Source organism: Vibrio penaeicida (assembly GCF_030689305.1).
Classification (GTDB): Bacteria; Pseudomonadota; Gammaproteobacteria; order Enterobacterales; family Vibrionaceae; genus Vibrio; species Vibrio penaeicida_B.
This window is the reverse complement of sequence record NZ_JAUYVM010000016.1, coordinates 13,018-31,220: the sequence shown is the minus strand read 5'-3', so window position 1 is coordinate 31,220 and position 18,203 is coordinate 13,018. Positions and strand designations below refer to the sequence as shown.

The window sequence follows — 18,203 nt, the reverse complement described above, 5'->3', positions numbered from 1 at the left end:
AAACAATTCGACTCGCAAAACAGATAAAAATGCCCTCATACTATGAGGGCTTAAAGTTGAAACCTAAGGTACGCTTAGCTATTTGAGCCATTCAATCATATCTTTGAGCACTCGTTGAGTCGCGACTATCCCTACTTCGCCACCCACATCACAAAGACCGCTACCACACGTATCGAAGTGATGTCCGGCATTTTCAAGTAAGTGAAGTTCACTTCCATTGGCACATTGCGTCACACTTCTTTGGTCAATAAAGTCAATCTGAGATTTTTGCGCCGGACCATTCTCGATATCGCCACTTAACGCATTACATAAACGTAGTGCCTGACTGACCGAAACTATTTCATCACTCATCCCGTGTGTAATAAACATGGCTGGAGCATGAGTGGGGTTTTGTTCTACAGATTGAAGTAAGCTATTTTTCTGGATGATCGCCTCATCGCCAGTAAGTTCGTTCCAGTGACTTTTTCCTGTTAACGTCGTTATCATCCAACCTATATAGTTACAGTCCAATGTATTAACTTCGGCTGTTTCACAGCGAGATAAATATTCATTGTTTTGTACTTCTTTCAATTGGTGAGCAAAATCAGGTACAGGGAACATCGGAGCGATTTTATCAATAACGCTAGGGAACTGTTGAGACAACCACACCGACATATGACCACCAGCCGATTGCCCCATAACGCGAACCGATTTTTGACTATCCGTAAATTTAGCATTGTTGCTCTGCACCCATTGGAAAGCATCTTTCACGTCTTGCTTGCTATCTTCGATAGTAACGTTGTTACACGCAGGTCCAGCATCGCCAAGCTGACCTGCAAGTCGATAGAAAGGCATGTATACGACAAACCCAGCATTTGTGAAGTGAGCGATTTGTGTTTCTGCGCTGCGCCCAGTATCCAACCTTTGCAACCAGCCGCCACCATGGATCATCATTAACGGCGTACCACTTGTTAAATCTGCATTTCTATAAACTCGCATTTCTAAGTGACAAGCACCCGTATCAGAATAGGTTGTTTTATAAGTATTTCGTTGGACCAAAGGCAACTCAGAAATATCATGCTCTAACGTCGAGATGGGTAATGCAGCATGGTGACCTGGCATCCATGCATCTTGCACATAATTTAAATCCTCGCTATTACCGTAGTTTTCTCCACGATGATCGAAATCACGCAAGCAATATTCCAAGCCTGATTCCTTCTTGAACTCTAAACTATTCAAACACTGGTTATCAGAGTAATACCAATCTCTACCTGCGGTTGCAGGCTCAACAGCCTGGCATTGACCATGGCGTTGATACAAATTAGGTAAAAATTCATTTCCTTTCCGGCTGGATAGAGCACGCAAGCAATAGGCTGCATGTTCTTTCAAGGAATCTAATTCAGGATTATCGTTCGGCTGCTCCAAAAGTTCTTTCAAGCGAGTATCATGATGTTTGAAATACCCCATACTGGCTTCCATAGGAGAGCCAGGCTCACTCGGTTGATTGGTTAAATAGAGGTTCAACAAAATATCTGGTAATGCTGGAGTAGCGTAAGCAGGCAAGCTACTAGAAGCGCATAATGCCGCAAGTGTAAGTACCTTTTTCATAATCATCCTTTTGGTATTTGGGGCACACTGACAAATTGAATCCCATTTTTTGTCAGATATTTAAGCCAACTACCCAAATCGAGATAAATTGTTGTGCTCGCAAGGAGTGAGCGATTTGAGCAATTGACCGACCGTTCGAAGTGTGAAGTATCTCGAATTATCCCCTGAACCATTGATACAAATTTATGCGATCAGCTGCATGAAATTAATCCCGCTTATTGATATTTTCATCCAAAGAATTCATCACCTTAATTCCTCACTAATACTTTTCGTGAATTAAGCCAAAATAGCGATTTACGTCCCAGTTAATATGCAGATAACTACCTATATTGAATGTAGGATGACAATAAGCAGGAGGTCGAGATGATCAAGATTGAAGATATGATGACTCGCAACCCTCATACTCTTTTGCGGTCTCATTCACTACAAGACGCCAAGAACCTTATGGCCGAGCATGACATTCGTCATGTCCCTATCATTGACACCGATTCAAAACTTCTTGGTGTTGTTTCTCAACGAGATGTATTAGCAACTCAAGAATCGGTGCTCACCAAAGAGGCACAAGCAGGCTCCTTCACTCTCACCACGCCAATAGACAAAATAATGGTTTCAAAAGTTATTGCTGTGTCACCAAAAGCGGGGCTAAGAGAAAGTGCGATATATATGCAAAAGCATAAAATTGGGTGCCTGCCTGTTGTTGAGCATAGTAAGTTAGTTGGCATTATTACGGATACAGATTTTGTTGGTATCGCCATTAACCTACTTGAAATAGAAGAAGATACAGAACCCGCAAAGGCTGATTTTTGATTTCATTTTCAACACAAGCTAAGGTCCGAGGTTAGGTCCGTAGTTGAATTGAAAGCGTAATAAGCGCGCTGCCTTTTAAAAGAAGTGCGCGCCCTTTTCGTCTTAGTATTAAGATAAACCACTAAATTCACGCTCACAGTTCTATATTAATATTTCACTAGTGTTATATTTAATTAATGATTTATAGATTCAAAATACGATGCTATCAAATACTGAATTAATGCTACTTCACCTCCTCCATCAAGATGGAAACATGTCGGGCTACGACATTAATCGTTTGGTTGAACAACGGGGTTTTCGAGAATGGGCTGAGATTGGCATGACATCCATTTACGTCAGCCTAAACAAACTCGCCAAAAAAGAGCTCGTTAGAGCAGAGCTGGATACAACAAAGAAAGGAAAAGGTCCTACACCTAAGAAATATTTTTTGCTTCCTGCGGGAACAAACCACCTTAAACAAGAAGTAAAAAATGGGATTCAGGCACTCCGGTTAAAGGACTCTCGATTTCGCCTGTGTATTTCAGCTCTTTCGATTCTTAACAGGGAAGAACAAAAGATGTTGTTTAAAGAAAGGGCTATCGCACTTAAAAATCGAAGACATGAACTAGAACACACGACATACATAAATCAAGGAGGGGAAAAGCTCCCCCAAAACGTGCGCTGGCTGTTCCAATATTCATTCGACGCCCTTCAAATGGAAGTCAACTTTGCAAATAGCGTACTGAAGGATTTATCAGCAGACAGTTAAAGGATCGCTTATGACTCACGTAATTCAGCCTTTTGATACTTTCAACGGCGTACACTGCGAAACAAACACCACTGGATGTTTGCTCAAACAAGCAGGTATAGAACTTTCTGAGCCCATGCTTTTTGGCTTAGGAGAGGGACTAGGGTTTGTTTATTGGAATATGAAAAGCATGGGATTCCCCTTTATTGGGGGACGGCTAAAACCAGGAGAAATAACCCGCAACCTCGCAAAAAATTTATCGTTAGAGGTTGAATTCAAAGAGACAAGTTCAGTCAAAAAGGCGTGGAGCAACGTAAAAGAAGCCTTAGACAATGATATCGCCGTTGGCTTGCAACTGGACTGTTACCATCTAGAATATTTTGGTGCGAAGGTACATTTTGCCGGGCACTTTGCTGCGATGTATGGCTATGACGATGAATTTGCTTACTTGGTTGATACCTCCCCTTCACATGGCTTGGTCAAATCTAAGCTAAACAATCTCGCTATGGCTAGAAATGAAAAAGGTCCGATGGCAGCCAAAAATTTGATGTACACCATTCAACCTCCCAAAAAACCGTTTGATTTGAATCACGCCCTAAAAACATCCATCACAAATAACGCACGTCAGCACATAAACCCACCCATAAAGAATCTTGGCTATAAAGGGATTTTAAAAACCAGCCAAGAGCTGAAATCATGGTTCAAACAGAGCAAGAACTTAGAATATGAATTCACAACCACAGCGATGATTATGGAAAAAGCGGGAACAGGCGGTGCTCTATTTCGCAATATATATCGAGACTTTTTGGAAGAAGCTTATTCAAGCTTGGGAGCACCAGAGCTTAATCAAGCACAGAAGATATTCGAAGGGGTTGCGAAAGATTGGACTCAAGTTGCCCAATGTATTCATGAAGCAGGGGAAAACTTCGATGAAATACGCTTACTAGAAGCTTGTGAACTTTTAGAAAGCTTATCAGAAAAAGAATTCAACGCGATGAGTCTACTGGCTGACCAAAAATAAACAAAACTATATACCCAAGTAATCTCAAAGAATATGTGCAGCAAACAAACCATGCTGCACAGTCAGTCACAAGAGCTCTGAAACCAAATCGGCTAATTTATGGAAGCTTTCAAGCCGTGAGGAGCTCGGTCGCCAAACTAAACCGATATCACGATATGCATGCTGACCTGGCGGTTCAATCACTACCAAGTTTTGGTTTTCCAGCAGCCCATGCTCTATCGCCATCTGAGGAATAAAAGTCGTCCCAAGTCCATTTGCCACCATTTGAACGAGCGTATGGAGGCTAGTAGCAGTAAATGGGTTAATTTTTTCTTTTTTAGTTAGCTTACAAGCGGAAACAGCGTGTTCGGTTAAACAGTGCTCATTCTCTAAAAGAAAAACAAACTCATCGGGTAAGTCGTCGTAGCGAATCGGCACTCGAATCGTGCTGGCATGATTTGCACTAATCACCATCCTAAAGGGATCCTGCCCAACAATTTTGCTGTCCATACCGCCAATGTCGACAGGCAAAGCTAGGATCAGTACATCTAGCTCACCGTGGCGAAGTGCTGCCAACAAATTCGTGGTGGTATCTTCTCTTAGTAACAAATTGAGGTTTGGAAAGCGCTGATTCACCTCTTGAACTAGGTCGCTCAGTAGAAATGGAGCGATCGTCGGGATGCAACCAACCCTAAGCTGCCCTTGCATTGACTCCCCTTGGCATAGGCTTCCTAATTCAACAAGATCTTGCCCTTTAGCCAGAAGCTCTCTTCCTTGCTGCACAACCTTGTCCCCGACAGGGGTAAAGACTAACGGGCTCTTCTTGTCTTTTTTCTCATACAAAGGGCATCCTATCAGTTCTTCTAGATTTTGGATGCCTTTACTCAGCGTTGATTGGCTAACAAAACATTTCTCTGCCGCATCACCGAAATGGCGGGTTTCAAATAGAGTAATGAGGTAATGTAGCTGCTTTAAACTTGGCCACTTATTCATATGATATTTTTACAATTTTGTGAGACTTTTTATGAATTGATTACAGAATAAGCTCATCGCTTTTTTCGATTAACTTAATCTATTAATTTCGCTTTTTTCTATCCTACTTTATGTACTATAGTTTGTCTCGTTGAAACAGGAAGCCAATTCACAATGGTTGGCAATAACTCTATTTTAGGAGCAAAAAAATGGTACTAGTAGGTCGTCAAGCCCCTGACTTTACTGCTGCAGCAGTTCTAGGCAACGGTGAGATCGTTGATAACTTCAACTTTGCAGAATTCACTAAAGGTAAGAAAGCGGTAATTTTCTTCTACCCTCTAGACTTCACATTCGTTTGTCCTTCTGAGCTAATCGCTTTTGATAACCGCCTGGAAGATTTCCAAGCGAAAGGCGTTGAAGTAATCGGTGTTTCTATCGATTCTCAGTTCTCTCACAACGCATGGCGTAACACTGCTATCGAAGATGGCGGTATCGGTCAAGTAAAATACCCTTTAGTTGCTGACGTTAAGCACGAGATCTGCAAAGCATACGACGTTGAGCACCCAGAAGCTGGTGTTGCTTTCCGTGGTTCATTCCTAATCGATGCTGACGGTCTTGTACGTCACCAAGTAGTTAACGATCTTCCACTAGGTCGTAACATCGACGAAATGCTACGCATGGTAGACGCACTAAACTTCCACGAGAAGAATGGTGAAGTTTGTCCTGCACAATGGGAAGAAGGTAAATCAGGTATGGACGCATCTCCAAAAGGTGTTGCAGCATTCCTATCTGAGCACGCTGACGACCTAAGCAAGTAATAACCACTTAACTCTCACCAAGCTCAACGGTGAGTGTGGCTGAATTAGATAGCAAATAGCACGCAGCCAAGATTAAGTCGTAGTTAGCCTTAGAAAGCCCGAAGATGATTCTTCGGGCTTTTCTTTTTTACTTACATGAGTATTACCTCACATACTGAAATAGTTAACTTGTCTATTCTGAATAGACTATTTCTGACGTGGAAAGCCAAACAGTCAATGAGTTATCAACTTGAAGTGTGTGTCGACAACCTAGAATCCTTACTTAATGCCATCGAAGGTGGAGCGACACGAATAGAGCTATGCTCGTCACTCTCTTTAGGTGGGCTAACTCCCAGCCTAGGCTTAATGAAGCAAGCCTCTCGTCTATCCAGTATTCCTATCTATGCCATGATCCGCCCAAGACAGGGGGACTTTCTCTTCAACGAAAGTGATGTTGAATGCATGGTTGAAGACATCGAAGCGGCAAAAGAAGCTGGGTTAGATGGTATTGTGATCGGTGCGTTAACCCCCGATGGGCAAGTTGATAAGAATATCTGCAAACAACTCATTGCTGCCGCAGATCGAATGGGCGTAACTTTTCATCGAGCCATTGATCAATGCTGCGATGTTATTCAAGCGCTTGAGGATATTCAGGAATTGGGGTGTGAGCGCATATTAACATCAGGTCAAGCAAGTAATGCACTTTCAGGTGTCAGCACGATCAAGCTAATGAAAGAACATGTTGGGGATTCAATAAGTATCATTGTCGGTGCTGGCGTAACACCTTCAAACGTAAAACAGATTGTGGCAGAAACAGGGGTCACTGAAGTTCACCTTTCCGGTAAAACAACTCGTTCAAGCCACATGCTTTATGTGTCTGAACAAGCAAAAATGGGCAGTACCGATATCGACGATTTTTCAATTCCAGTGACAAATACAGATACTATTCGCTCTGTCGCTCAGCAACTGAAATAACTCTGAACTTCCGAAAACTCACTTCTCTGGTAATATTGCCCCTTAAGACGTTTTCGGAAAGTTATACTGCTCATGGCAAAGGATTTGTTTGCAACACTGGATTTAAATCTCTTGAGGACTTTTTTAGTTCTTTCTCAAGAATTGAATATGCGTAAAGCTTCTGAGCGCCTGTTCGTTTCTCAGCCTGCTATCAGCCAAGCTTTACAAAGACTTAGAAACCATTTTGGCGATGAGTTATTCGTAAAAAGCCGAAATGGTATGAAAGCCACAAGTTTTGCAGAAGAATTGGCTGAACGAATCGTTCCGCACCTCGATGGGCTCGCCAGTGCTCTTAATCATTCGAGCACCTTTAATCCTGCCGAGATAACTCACACCATAAAAATTGCCATTTCTTCACAAATCATGTTTTCCGTGGCAGGTAAGCTATTTCGAAAGCTCAATGAGGAAGCCCCTAATGCAAAGCTCGAGATCGTCAGTTGGACTAAAACCACCTCTCAAGACATAGAGAAAGGTGAGATAGCCTTTGGCATCAACTACGCTGATATTCGAACATCAAAAGCTGTTCAGAGTCGACACTTAGCCGATACGAAAGGCGTTCTATTGGTCAGAAAAGAACACCCTATACGATCAGAAGTTATTACCCCCAAAGAAGCCGTACAATATGCTATCGCTTCACTCATCATTCCAGAAATTAGTGAGCAAGAGGCACTTTCGATAAGCGTACTAAAGGAGCTGGGATTAAAAGCAGAAATAGGGTTTCGAAGTGAGTTCCTTTTCGCGCTGGTTGATGTCGTAAGAAACAGCGACATGATATTCCCGTCACTGTCTATATTTCCTGTTGAAGAATACCCATACCTTCGCCGAGTCGAAATCGACATTCAGGATGAATACAAATACGGCTATCCCCTCTATGCCTATTTCCACTTAAAAAACCGCAATAGTCCCACAATAGATTGGCTTCATTTATCTCTTACAGAGTTATTAGTCGAGAAATAAATACATTTAGATAATAATCAATACTTATAACCAAAATAATAGGAACTGTTTAGAACCCAATCAAATAACTCCTTAATATTCAGCTCATAGGAAAGACAACGGCAAAAGAAAAAGCCGATTAAGCAGGATGCTGATTACTTTTCACATGAATTTTAAGAGAGTTACATTATGAAAAAGACGGTATTAGCACTTTCAGTTTTACTTCTTCCCGCAACAGTTATGGCAAATGCTGATCGCCCAATTAAAGTGGACCCTGACTTCGGCGTGCCTGCTGCACCTGTTCAACCTCCAATTGTGACGCCTGAGCATCCAATTCAACCAGATTTCGGTAATACACCAGATTGGGGACACGTTGACCCAGACTACGGTGTTCCAGCGGCTCCTGTTCAGCCTCCAATTGCAACACCAGAGCATCCAATTGAAGAAATTGACCCTGATTTTGGTGTTCCAGCAAAACCGGTTCAACCACCTGTAGACAATAGCCCTGAACGCCCGCAACCTGACTTTGGAGACACGCCTGATTGGGGCTTAGATCTTGGTGATACACCAGACTGGGGCGTACCTGCAACTGGCGTGGGTGACCTAGAGATTGCTTTCGATAAATTAGAACAAGAAATGAATGAAAGATTTGATGAGCAATCTGAACAAATTCACGGTATCCGAGCTGGATTACACGCGGTCACGAACGCACGTCCATTTGTGACGACTGGTGAATTCGCTATGGGTGCTGGTGTTGGATTCTCGGGAAGCAAAGAAGCGTTAGCTTTAGGCGGTGCCTACGGGGTATCGGATAGAGTAAGCGTATCGGGGACTTTCCACTACGAATCTTCTGGAAAGTACTCTTCCTCTGAAGTCGCTGGCGGTGTTGGCGTTCAATTCAAGTTTAAATAACGAGACCAACGGAGCCTGATTTGAAGGGAGATCAGGCTTTTATTTTTGAACTTAACCTTTCTAATTTCTCAAATTAACCTTTCTGTGATTAATTTGCATGTTTTGAGTCATTTACCTTTGGTAGCTCTCGCCTCTGCCCTTCCAGAGGTTCTTTTTATTTAACCTCTGATTTTAATAACATTGCGATACGGCAAGACATTACTTGATGATATCGTCGATATCCTGCTCACTAAGATGGCGAACGTCTTTGCCTTTTACAAAGTAGATAATGTACTCACAAATGTTCTGGCAACGGTCGCCTATTCGTTCAATCGCCCTTGCTGACCACATAACCTGCAATACGGCGGGTATACAGCGCGGATCTTCCATCATATAAGTCATTAACTGACGGATAACCGCTTCATACTCCGCATCCAGCTTATCATCTTGCTTGTACACTTCAGCGGCTGCATCTACATCCATGCGAGCAAAAGCGTCCAACACTTGGTGTAACATGTTGATGGCCTGACGGCTCAAAGGCTCAAGCGAGACTTGCCAAGTTCGTACTTTTACCGATTCTGACTCTATAGCCACACGTGCAATTCGCGTGGCGACATCTCCAATTCGCTCCAAGTCAGTGATCGTTTTGATGATCGCCATTATCAGCCGAAGATCTTTCGCCGTCGGCTGGCGTTTAGCAATAATACGCGTACAGGCCTCATCAATCGCCACTTCCATCGAATTGACCTTATGATCGTCTTTGACCACTTTCTTTGCGAGTTCTATGTCTTGTTTGTGCAAAGCTTGCATGGCAAACGTGAGTTGCTGTTCTACAAGACCTCCCATGGTTAAAACATGGGTACGAATAGACTCAAGCTCCACATTAAACTGACCAGAGATATGGCGACCAAACTGCATAAACTGTAGAACCCCTTGTACGTATATTAAATAAATGTATTCATTGGTGACGCTTCCAACAAATTACCCATAGCGACCCGTAATGTAATCTTCGGTTTGCTTTTTCTTTGGCGAAGTGAAAATCGAGTCTGTATCCCCATATTCGACCAACTTACCTTGATGGATAAACGCAGTATGATCACTTACTCTCGCCGCTTGTTGCATGTTATGAGTCACAATGACAACGGTATATTTGGTTTTCAACTCGTTAATGAGTTCTTCAATCGTCAGTGTAGAGATAGGGTCGAGTGCCGAGGTTGGCTCGTCTAGCAGTAACACCTCTGGTTCAATGGCAATAGCCCTTGCTATCACCAACCTTTGTTGTTGTCCGCCGGATAAACCAAACGCATTTTCGTGTAGCCTATCTTTTACTTCTTCCCACAAGGCAGCCGCCGTTAGCGCTTGTTCCGCTGCGTCATCCAGTGCTCGACTATTGCTTATCCCTTGTAATCTCAACCCATAGACAACATTTTCATAAATGGATTTTGGAAACGGATTAGGCCTTTGGAACACCATACCTACACGGCGGCGTAATGTAGGTACATCTACTTGTGGGTGATACACATTTTTACCGTGTAATTTCACTTTGCCGCTAACCACACACCCTTCAACCAAGTCATTCATACGGTTAATACAGCGCAATAATGTCGACTTACCGCAACCAGATGGTCCTATAAACGCGGTTACCTGTCCTTTGGGAATATTCATTGTAACGTCGTGCAAAGCTTGCTGCGTGCCTTGATAGAACAAATTCAGAGACTCGATCGAAATGGCAATCTGCTCAGGAGTCAGATTGTTTACGTCTATGAGGTTCTCATAACCAAAAGTCGAGTTAATTGAAAACATGGTTAGTCTTGTCCTAAGGTGCGATATTTTTCGCGTAAGTTGTTGCGAATACTAATGGCGGTCAGGTTAAGCGCAACAATTACCGTCACGAGCAAAAATGATGTGGCATAAACCAATGGTCTTGCCGCTTCAATATTGGGCGACTGAAAGCCCACATCATAAATATGAAATCCGAGATGCATGAATTTTCGATCTAAATGGATAAACGGAAAATCACCATCGATTGGCAAACTAGGCGCAAGCTTAACTACCCCTACCAGCATCAAAGGCGCAACCTCACCTGCAGCCCGTGCAACCGCAAGTATCAGCCCGGTCATAATTGCTGGGCTGGCCATCGGTAACACGATGCGCCATAACGTTTCAAATTGAGTTGCCCCTAAAGCCAAAGAGCCTTGCCTAACAGAACCTGGAATTCGGGCTAAGCCTTCTTCAGTCGCAACAATCACTACAGGAAGTGTAAGCAGAGCTAATGTTAAAGCCGACCACAATAAGCCTGGCGTTCCAAACGTCGGAGAAGGCAAGTTATCTGAGTAAAAGAGGCTATCAATTGAGCCGCCAATACTATAGACAAAAAAGCCAAGCCCGAAGACTCCATAAACAATAGAGGGTACTCCTGCTAAGTTTATCACGGCAATTCGAATGGTTCTGGTTAGCGCATTATTTTTGGCGTATTCGTTCAAATAGATAGCGGCGATAACACCAAGCGGCATCACGACAATAGACATCACCATCACTAAGAATACCGTACCAAAAATAGCTGGGAACACGCCTCCCTCTGAATTACCTTCACGTGGGTCATCACTCAAAAACTTTTTAACTTGTTTCAACCAATGCAAAAATTTTTCAGAAACCGACATGTCGTTGGGGTACCAGATATCTAAAATGCTGGTAAGAGGAACATACACTCTCTCACCATTCATATCTTCAACGATAAGCGCTTCATCGATGTGAAGTTGCCTTAATTCGGTTAAACGACTTTCTACTTGGAACAGGTAATTCTCGACACTCTCTTTTCGCTTAGTTAACTCATTGAGTTTTTTTTCATCCAGAGTACCGTTCAACTCATGCTTTTTCTGCTCTAAACGTATAATCCCAAGTAAGGCATTGTAATGTTTGAGTTGAGAGTGCGTGATGGAAGCGATGTGTTCACGCGCTTGTTCCACACTTTCAATCCCTTGTACTAGGAATGCATTAATGGATACGTCTTGTGTGGCAACATTACTTCGAAAGCCAACTGGCTTACCAAAGAAATCCCCTTGTTGGGTTCTTTCTATCACTGCCCAAATACTTGGAGTTGTCGGTTCACTTAATTCAAAATCGAATACAGTAATAAAATCGAGCTGGTTTCTATCTCGGTTAGCAATCTTGATACTTAATCTATCGACACTCTCTGCCGTAATATCTAGAGCTGGTGTATTGGTAGCTTGCTGATTCAATCGCTCGATCGGAACTGTTTTGCGTTGATACAGTTGACCGACAACTTTACCGCCGTTTGGAGATTGCCATTCATACAGAGGCGCAGGCCAGAAATAACTGAGCCCTTTCCAACCAATCAAAAGCAACACCGCTAATACAGATATCAAACTAACACTTACCGCGCCAGCCGTTAACCATATCCAAGGTGCACCCGATTTAAACCAATTCGACACAAAAACTCTCACTTAACATACGCCATCAAAGTGCGCGATATTTGTCTCTCAAGCGCTGCCTTACCCACTCAGCCACGGAGTTAACAAAAAAGGTGAATACAAACAGAATCAAGGCAGCGAGAAACAGCAAACGATAATGGGAGCTACCCACATCAGATTCTGGCATTTCAATCGCAATGGTGGCAGACAAGCTGCGCATTCCTTCAAAAATATTCCAGTCCATGATCGGTGTATTGCCTGTCGCCATCAAAACAATCATGGTTTCCCCCACCGCTCGACCAAGCCCCATCATCACAGCCGAAAATATACCGGGGCTAGCGGTGAGTAACACAACGTATATCAAGGTTTGCCACTTAGTCGCCCCTAACGCTAATGAGCCATCAGATAGATGTTTAGGCACAGAGAAAATCGCATCCTCTGAGATAGTAAATATCGTTGGAATCACCGCAAACCCCATCGCTAAGCCGACCACAAGCGCGTTTCTTTGGTCATAGTCGATCCCGATATCAGCCAAATAGACTCGTACATCGCCACCAAACAGAAAAAGCTCAACTTCATGACTAAACGAAATAATGCCAAACGTCACCAACAACAATGTCGGCACAAGAATCAAACCATGCAATCCATTCGGAACTTCAGACAACCACTTCGATGGCAGAAGGTGCCACAGCCACCCAATGATAATGGTCGATAAAGGCAATAAGATGACCAGCGCCAAAGTTGAAGGCAAATGCGTCTCGACAACGGGAGCCAGCCAGAGCCCAGCCAAAAAACCGATAATAACCGTTGGCAAAGCCTCCATTATCTCAATGGCTGGTTTTACCACTTTTCGCATAGGGGTAGACATAAAGTAAGCGGTATAAACTGCACCTAGCACGGCGATAGGTACGGCGAAAATCATGGCAAAAAACGCCGCTTTCAACGTCCCAAAAGCAATCGGCACTAGGCTAAATTTTGCTTCAAAGTCATCACTTCCCGAAGTGGACTGCCAGACATATTGCGGCTCTGGATAACCTTCGTACCAAACTGATTGCCACAATGCAGAAAGTGAAATTTCAGGATATTCGTTATCGACCGAATAAACATCGATACGGCTATGACTTACCACCAGCAAGCTATCTTCATTGCTTGATACAGCTGCAATTTGCACATCTTCTTGCAATAGTGGAGCAGAGAACGTTTTTTCTTCGCTGGTAGTATAAAAACTCTCTATTCGACCTTTATTATCAAAGATATAAAAACCTTTACGGTAAAATTCTGGCAATAGTAATTCCGCAGTACCCGACAACTCAAAATCTCGGATAAAGGTCAGCGTCCGGATTCGCTCTTTTAATACATCAAACCATTGAGCGACGGTATTATCCGTATATTGGATGAGTACCGATTGCGCCCCTGCGAGCAACGACATGGATAAAGCACGTTTATCCCCGCCTTGTGTTAGATCCACTACTTCTCGCACGGAGAAGCCTTGCCCCTGAATCCACGCCATAATCATCATTTCTTGCGGAGTTAATATGAATAGCTGCTGCCCGTCCGGTGTCATCTTAATATCAATGATATTTTCAACCGTTCCGAAAGAAGTCGATTGAGAAGATTCTCCTTCGTTTTCTCGCCAGCTGAATAGCTGATTGCTTTCATTCAATATGGCAAAGGTGGCATTTTCATCACCAATAGCAAACGTAAAATGAGAAACTACTTGTGATTGATTAACGATGTCCTCGGGTATCTCATAATTTGTAGTATCCACTCTCGGCGTAATGACTCGACCTTGCTCATTGAACTGCACCGAGAAGCTCGGTTTTACGGCACTAATACCCTCATTTCCAGAAACGAATGCATGCCAGCCCAAACTTGCTGGCATACCTGAGTATGAAAGTGCATTTGTAGAAATGGATTGAGACTGCATGATACGACCATCAGTGAGGTCAATAAACGCGAGATCCCCTGATTCCATAAGGAAATAACCTAGCTGACCGTAATCATCTACGCCAGCTGCAATAGGCTTATTTGAATGAGAAGTTGTGGTGTTAGAAAATTGGGCTGGTACGCTAGAAACACGCTCAATGTTCGCTGAAGAAAAGACAGGCAGCACCATGAGCAATAAATAGAAAAATATCAATAGCAATGCGACTAATACACTGATGCCACCAGCTTTCACTACGTACCTCATAAACCGGTCTTTTATCAACCGCTTACGATCGCGTTCTTTTAATGAAAATTCTGTGTGGAGCATCTCTTATGGTCTACCTTTTTATAGTCACTGTCATAATATGTCGATTGGATGACAAAAATATTACAGACTTCCGATAAATCCTTGAAATTTGCGTACTCCTGCCTAATGCAATTGTATGCTGAAATAAAAACGTCACAAAAACAATCTAATTTCATTGAGTCAATTCTCAACAAACCTCTCAGTCTGGAATCATTTATGAGCGCGGAAAAGTTTTATGTAGAAAAGGAACTTAGTTGGCTTTCATTCAATGAGCGAGTGCTGCAGGAAGCAGCAGACAAATCCGTCCCCCTCATAGAGCGAGTGCGCTTTCTCGGGATATTCTCCAATAACCTAGACGAGTTCTACAAAGTAAGATTTGCCGATGTAAAACGCCGTATTCTCATCAATCAAGAGCGGGGAGGAAATGACAATTCCAAACGCTTACTCAGCAAGATGCAATCTAAGGCACTAAAACTCAACCAAGATTTTGACGAACTCTACAACGAATTGATTCTGGAAATGGCGAGACACCGAATATTTCTTGTCAATGAAACTCAGTTAAATGAGCATCAGGAAAAGTGGATTAGAAAATACTTCCAGAAAGAAGTTCTTCCACATATAACGCCACTTCTCATGACAGATGAGATCGACGTACTTCAATTCCTCAAAGACGAATACTCATACTTAAGTGTAGAAATGCTTGGCAATGATGCTCCTTTGTACTCCTTGGTGGAGATTCCTACCGAGAACCTGCCCCGCTTTATCATGGTGCCAGAACAAAAAGGAAAGAGACGCAAAACCATTATTTTGCTCGATAACATTATCCGGTTTTGTTTAGACGACATTTTCCGAGGCTTCTTTGAGTACGAAGAACTTAAATGCTACGCAATGAAAATGACACGAGATGCCGAATACGATTTAAGCCATGAGCTCGAGCATAGCTTGTTGGAACAAATGTCTGAAGGCTTGAGTCAGCGCTTAACCGCCATGCCTGTTCGTTTTATTTATCAGCGAGATATGCCGGAGCAAATGCTCACGTTTTTATGCCAAAAACTGCAAATGTCCAATTTCGACAGCCTCATTCCTGGCGGTCGATATCATAACTTCAAAGACTTTATTGGCTTCCCAAACGTGGGACGAGATTACTTAGAAAACAAACCGTTGCAGCCAATTCGTTCGACGGATTTCGACCGATATACAAATGCATTTGAAGCTCTGCGCGCGCAAGATATTTTGCTCTACTACCCATATCATACATTTGACCATATCAATGAATTTGTGAGACAAGCCTCTTTCGATCCAAAAGTACTGGCCATTAAGATCAATATCTATCGGGTAGCGAAAAATTCCCGATTGCTCAACTCTTTGATTGACGCGGTACACAATGGTAAGCAAGTCACGGTAGTTATTGAGCTGCAAGCCAGATTTGATGAAGAAGCGAATATCGAATGGTCTCGTGTATTAACGGAAGCAGGAGTGCAGGTTATTTTTGGTGCTCCGGGGCTAAAAATTCACTCCAAGTTGTTACTGATCAGCCGCAGGGAAGGGGAAGAAATTACTCGATACGCCCATATAGGGACCGGTAATTTCCACGAAAAAACAGCTCGGACTTACACTGATTTTTCTTTGCTCACATCCAAAAGAGAAATTACCAATGAAGTACGTAATGTATTTGGTTACATAGAAAACCCGTACCGTCCGGTAAAATTTAACGAGCTGATCGTCTCGCCACGTAACTCTAGAGAAACGCTGTATCAGCTTATCGATAATGAAATTGCACAAGCTAAAACAGGAAACGCAGCAAGCATAACCCTAAAAGTCAACAACTTGGTGGATAAAGGACTCGTCAATAGGTTGTACAGCGCAAACAATGCTGGCGTGAAAATTCGGATGGTGATCCGTGGTATGTGTGCGTTAGTTCCCGGTGTTGAAGGCGTCAGCGATAACATTCAAATCATAAGTATTGTCGACCGATTCTTAGAGCACCCTCGCGTGTTAATTACTGAAAATGGTGGTGATCCTCTCGTTTATATTTCTTCTGCTGATTGGATGACCAGAAACATTGATCACCGAATTGAGGTTGCCGTCCCAATAAGTGATCCAAAACTTAAGCGTAGGATTATTGATATCGTCAATATTCATTTTACCGATACCGTAAAAGCTCGCCGTATTGATAAAGAAATGAGTAATACATATGTACCACGCGGAAATAAAAGAAAAGTTCGTTCACAAATTGCTATTTATGACTATTTGAAGCACATTGAAAAACAGGAAAAGAAAAAAATGGCATCATCAATAAGTCATGACAAACATTGAATCGAGAGAGATTGCGGCTATCGACTTGGGCTCAAATAGCTTCCATATGGTCGTTGCAAAAGTCCTAGAACAAGATCTTCAAATAGTAAGCCGTCATAAGCAGCGTGTCCGGTTAGCATCGGGGTTAGATCACTTAAACAACATCGACAATGCCGCAATACAGCGTGGATTAGATTGCTTAACGATATTTGCAGAACGCTTGCAGGGCTTTGCCCCTGAAAATGTACGTATTGCTGCAACCCATACGCTCAGACAAGCCAATAACGCTCATATCTTTATTCAACGAGCCGCCAGTATTTTACCTTTTCCCATTGAAATCATATCCGGTCTTGAAGAAGGTCGATTAATCTACACCGGTGTAGCCCACACTCAACCAGAATCCGAAACTAAGTTGGTGATCGATATTGGTGGAGGCAGTACTGAAATGATCATTGGTACTGGTTTTGAACCCACTATGATCAACAGTAAGCGCATGGGTTGTGTCAGCTTTACCGAGAAGTATTTTACTAACGGTAAACTCAACCGTAAGAACTTCACTAAGGCTGAAATTGCTGTTGAGCAACGTTTAGAGTCTCTTACAAATAAGTATATAAAGCATGGTTGGGATGTCGCCATAGGTTCATCAGGAACGACAAAAGCGGTACGCGAAGTCCTCATCAATATGGGGTACGAAGACGGCATCATTACCCTTAAAAGACTTCAACATTTGATTGATGAACTGCTGCAGTTTGACTCTATCGATGATATTTCTTTACCGGGTCTCGCGGAAGAAAGGCAACCCGTATTTGCTGCGGGAGTGGTGATCCTAGAAGGCATATTTAAAGCCCTCTCGATTGAGAAACTGCATTTTTCTCCTGGTGCATTACGTGAAGGTTTGCTCTACGAAATGGAAGAGCGATTTGAACGAAGTGACATTCGCATGCGGACAACGGAAAACCTCGCGAGAAAGCATTTAGTCGATTTAGAACATGCCGATAAGGTTCGCAAGCAAGCCAATGTATTTCTTAAACAATTAGCCCCCCAAATCGGCATCAAAAAGTCCAGTGAATTGTTTGATTTACTCGGATGGAGTGCTTTATTGCACGAAGTGGGTCTGAGTATCAGCTATCAGGGTTTTCATCGCCATTCTGAGTACATTCTAAGAAACACGAATATGCCAGGGTTTAATCAGGAGCAGCAACTTGTATTAGCTACACTGGCGCGCTTTCAACGCAAGGCTCTAAAGCTGCGCGATCTTCCCGAGTTTGCCTTATTTAAAACAAAGCATATCGTTCCTTTAATCCGTATTATGCGTCTTGCAGTGTTGATTAACGGGCAAAGGAATGACTCACCGACACCTAACATTCATATCGAACTTGAAGAGCAAACGTGGCGCTTGAAGTGTACCGATGAAAACTGGCTGGAAGACAATAAACTTCTGGAAGCCGATTTAGCCCTTGAAAAAGAAATCTGGAAGGCTGCTGACTGGGTTCTGGACTACTAAAAGCATCGT

General features: G+C 42.9%; 14 protein-coding genes and 1 pseudogene. 9 read left to right on the top strand and 6 right to left on the bottom strand.

What is annotated here, in order from left to right:
- Positions 1 to 78: 78 nt before the first annotated feature.
- Positions 79 to 1,587: an alpha/beta hydrolase family protein gene (locus Q8W40_RS21275; RefSeq protein ID WP_305400081.1), complete on the bottom strand. Its 1,509-nt coding sequence runs from the start codon at positions 1,585 to 1,587 to the stop codon at positions 79 to 81.
- 363 nt (positions 1,588 to 1,950) lie between these two features.
- Here Q8W40_RS21275 and Q8W40_RS21270 point away from each other — a divergent pair, with 363 nt between their 5' ends.
- The 3 genes from Q8W40_RS21270 to Q8W40_RS21260 all read left to right on the top strand — a co-directional run bounded on the left by Q8W40_RS21270 (position 1,951) and on the right by Q8W40_RS21260 (position 4,142).
- On the top strand, positions 1,951 to 2,394 hold the full coding sequence (locus tag Q8W40_RS21270) for a CBS domain-containing protein (RefSeq protein WP_305400079.1): 444 nt from the start codon (positions 1,951 to 1,953) through the stop codon (positions 2,392 to 2,394).
- Between the two features lie 199 nt (positions 2,395 to 2,593).
- Positions 2,594 to 3,142, top strand: a complete 549-nt coding sequence (locus tag Q8W40_RS21265) for a PadR family transcriptional regulator (RefSeq protein ID WP_305400077.1) — start codon at positions 2,594 to 2,596, stop codon at positions 3,140 to 3,142.
- 10 nt (positions 3,143 to 3,152) lie between these two features.
- Complete coding sequence (locus tag Q8W40_RS21260; RefSeq protein ID WP_305400076.1) at positions 3,153 to 4,142, top strand: BtrH N-terminal domain-containing protein; 990 nt, start codon at positions 3,153 to 3,155, stop codon at positions 4,140 to 4,142.
- Positions 4,143 to 4,208: 66 nt separating this feature from the next.
- Here the strand turns inward: Q8W40_RS21260 and Q8W40_RS21255 are convergent, their stop codons facing one another.
- On the bottom strand, positions 4,209 to 5,114 hold the full coding sequence (locus tag Q8W40_RS21255; protein ID WP_126610091.1) for a hydrogen peroxide-inducible genes activator: 906 nt from the start codon (positions 5,112 to 5,114) through the stop codon (positions 4,209 to 4,211).
- A gap of 188 nt (positions 5,115 to 5,302) precedes the next feature.
- On the opposite strand from Q8W40_RS21255, the gene Q8W40_RS21250 reads away from it, so the two are divergent.
- The 4 genes from Q8W40_RS21250 to Q8W40_RS21235 all read left to right on the top strand — a co-directional run bounded on the left by Q8W40_RS21250 (position 5,303) and on the right by Q8W40_RS21235 (position 8,752).
- Positions 5,303 to 5,911: a peroxiredoxin C gene (locus tag Q8W40_RS21250; RefSeq protein ID WP_101110847.1), complete on the top strand. Its 609-nt coding sequence runs from the start codon at positions 5,303 to 5,305 to the stop codon at positions 5,909 to 5,911.
- A 216-nt stretch (positions 5,912 to 6,127) separates the two neighbouring features.
- Positions 6,128 to 6,865 carry a copper homeostasis protein CutC gene (locus Q8W40_RS21245; protein WP_305400074.1) on the top strand — a complete coding sequence of 246 codons (738 nt, stop codon included), beginning with the start codon at positions 6,128 to 6,130 and terminating at the stop codon, positions 6,863 to 6,865.
- A gap of 72 nt (positions 6,866 to 6,937) precedes the next feature.
- Complete coding sequence (locus Q8W40_RS21240) at positions 6,938 to 7,861, top strand: LysR family transcriptional regulator (protein WP_305400072.1); 924 nt, start codon at positions 6,938 to 6,940, stop codon at positions 7,859 to 7,861.
- Positions 7,862 to 8,029: 168 nt separating this feature from the next.
- On the top strand, positions 8,030 to 8,752 hold the full coding sequence (locus tag Q8W40_RS21235; RefSeq protein ID WP_305400071.1) for a YadA C-terminal domain-containing protein: 723 nt from the start codon (positions 8,030 to 8,032) through the stop codon (positions 8,750 to 8,752).
- Positions 8,753 to 8,950: 198 nt separating this feature from the next.
- Here the strand turns inward: Q8W40_RS21235 and phoU are convergent, their stop codons facing one another.
- From phoU to Q8W40_RS21215, 4 genes and pseudogenes are all read right to left on the bottom strand, one after another.
- Entirely contained in the window at positions 8,951 to 9,649 is a 699-nt protein-coding gene (gene phoU / locus Q8W40_RS21230; protein WP_101110851.1) for a phosphate signaling complex protein PhoU, read from the bottom strand.
- A 63-nt stretch (positions 9,650 to 9,712) separates the two neighbouring features.
- Positions 9,713 to 10,534: a phosphate ABC transporter ATP-binding protein PstB gene (gene pstB / locus Q8W40_RS21225; protein WP_101110852.1), complete on the bottom strand. Its 822-nt coding sequence runs from the start codon at positions 10,532 to 10,534 to the stop codon at positions 9,713 to 9,715.
- 2 nt (positions 10,535 to 10,536) lie between these two features.
- Positions 10,537 to 11,913: pseudogene (gene pstA / locus Q8W40_RS21220) on the bottom strand (phosphate ABC transporter permease PstA); the annotation flags it as partial.
- Between the two features lie 295 nt (positions 11,914 to 12,208).
- Positions 12,209 to 14,416 carry an ABC transporter permease subunit gene (locus Q8W40_RS21215; protein WP_305400066.1) on the bottom strand — a complete coding sequence of 736 codons (2,208 nt, stop codon included), beginning with the start codon at positions 14,414 to 14,416 and terminating at the stop codon, positions 12,209 to 12,211.
- Positions 14,417 to 14,611: 195 nt separating this feature from the next.
- Here Q8W40_RS21215 and ppk1 point away from each other — a divergent pair, with 195 nt between their 5' ends.
- Positions 14,612 to 16,711: a polyphosphate kinase 1 gene (gene ppk1, locus Q8W40_RS21210; RefSeq protein WP_305400064.1), complete on the top strand. Its 2,100-nt coding sequence runs from the start codon at positions 14,612 to 14,614 to the stop codon at positions 16,709 to 16,711.
- Complete coding sequence (ppx, locus tag Q8W40_RS21205; protein WP_305400063.1) at positions 16,698 to 18,194, top strand: exopolyphosphatase; 1,497 nt, start codon at positions 16,698 to 16,700, stop codon at positions 18,192 to 18,194. The genes ppk1 and ppx overlap by 14 nt, the downstream gene beginning before the upstream one ends.
- Positions 18,195 to 18,203: the final 9 nt, after the last annotated feature.